The organism is Serratia sp. NPDC078593, assembly GCF_050268245.1.
Lineage (GTDB): Bacteria > Pseudomonadota > Gammaproteobacteria > Enterobacterales > Enterobacteriaceae > JBNNGK01.
On sequence record NZ_JBNNGK010000049.1, the window covers coordinates 1 to 1,315 of the forward strand.

The window sequence follows — 1,315 nt, forward strand, 5'->3', positions numbered from 1 at the left end:
GAGACTGTAATTTAAATTGTGTAATTGCCTGTTTTTGATATGTTCTTCCTGACAATGGAGACAGGCAAATTATGGACGAAAAGAAACTTAAAGCACTTGCTGCTGAATTGGCCAAAGGCCTTAAAACCGAAGCCGATCTTAATGCGTTTTCTCGTATGTTGACCAAGCTCACCGTCGAAACCGCCTTGAATGCCGAACTTACTGACCACCTCGGCCATGAAAAAAATGCCCCTAAAACAGACTCGAATACCCGTAACGGTTACTCGTCTAAAACGCTGTTCACTGATGATGGTGAGATCGAACTGAATACACCCCGTGACCGTGAAGGCTCCTTTGAACCCCAGTTGATAAAGAAAAATCAGACGCGTATCACACAGATGGATAACCAGATTTTATCCTTATATGCCAAAGGAATGACCACAAGAGAAATCGTTGCTACATTCAAGGAGATGTACGATGCCGACGTGTCACCCACGTTGATATCCAAAGTCACCGATGCCGTTAAAGAGCAGGTCACCGAGTGGCAAAACCGGCCACTGGACTCACTGTATCCCATTGTTTACCTTGACTGTATTGTGGTAAAGGTTCGCCACAATGGTAGCGTCATTAACAAGGCCGTGTTCCTAGCCTTGGGGATTAATATCGAGGGCAAAAAAGAGCTTCTGGGCATGTGGCTGGCAGAGAATGAAGGGGCCAAGTTCTGGCTCAATGTCTTGACCGAGCTGAAAAATCGTGGTCTTCAAGACATCCTGATTGCTTGCGTGGATGGCCTGAAAGGCTTCCCCGATGCGATAAACAGCGTTTATCCGCAAACCCACATCCAGTTGTGCATTATCCACATGGTGCGTAACAGCTTGAAGTATGTGTCGTGGAAAGACTATAAAGCGGTCACCAGCGGGTTGAAAACGGTGTACCAGGCTCCGACAGAGGAAGCGGCTCTGATGGCGTTGGACAAGTTCGCAGGCGTCTGGGATGAGAAATACCCACAAATCAGCAAAAGCTGGCGTACTCACTGGGAAAATCTCAACACGTTCTTCGGTTATCCCGCGGATATCCGCAAGGCCATCTACACGACCAATGCTATCGAATCGCTGAACAGCGTGATCCGGCAGGCGATTAAGAAGCGTAAAGTATTCCCGACAGACGACTCAGTGCGAAAAGTGATTTATCTGGCAATCCAGGCGGCGTCGAAAAAATGGAATATGCCTATCCAGAACTGGCGGTTGGCAATGAGTCGTTTTATTATCGAGTTCGGTGACCGCTTAGACGGTCATCTTTAATACGTTGGCAGTTACACAGAATTATGGACAGGCTC

1 protein-coding gene is annotated in these 1,315 nt (G+C 47.5%); it reads left to right on the top strand.

From position 1 onward, the window contains the following. Nucleotides 1-71 precede the first annotated feature (71 nt). On the top strand, nucleotides 72-1,280 hold the full coding sequence (locus tag ACQKDS_RS20180; RefSeq protein WP_399674052.1) for an IS256 family transposase: 1,209 nt from the start codon (nucleotides 72-74) through the stop codon (nucleotides 1,278-1,280). The last annotated feature ends 35 nt before the right edge of the window (nucleotides 1,281-1,315 follow it).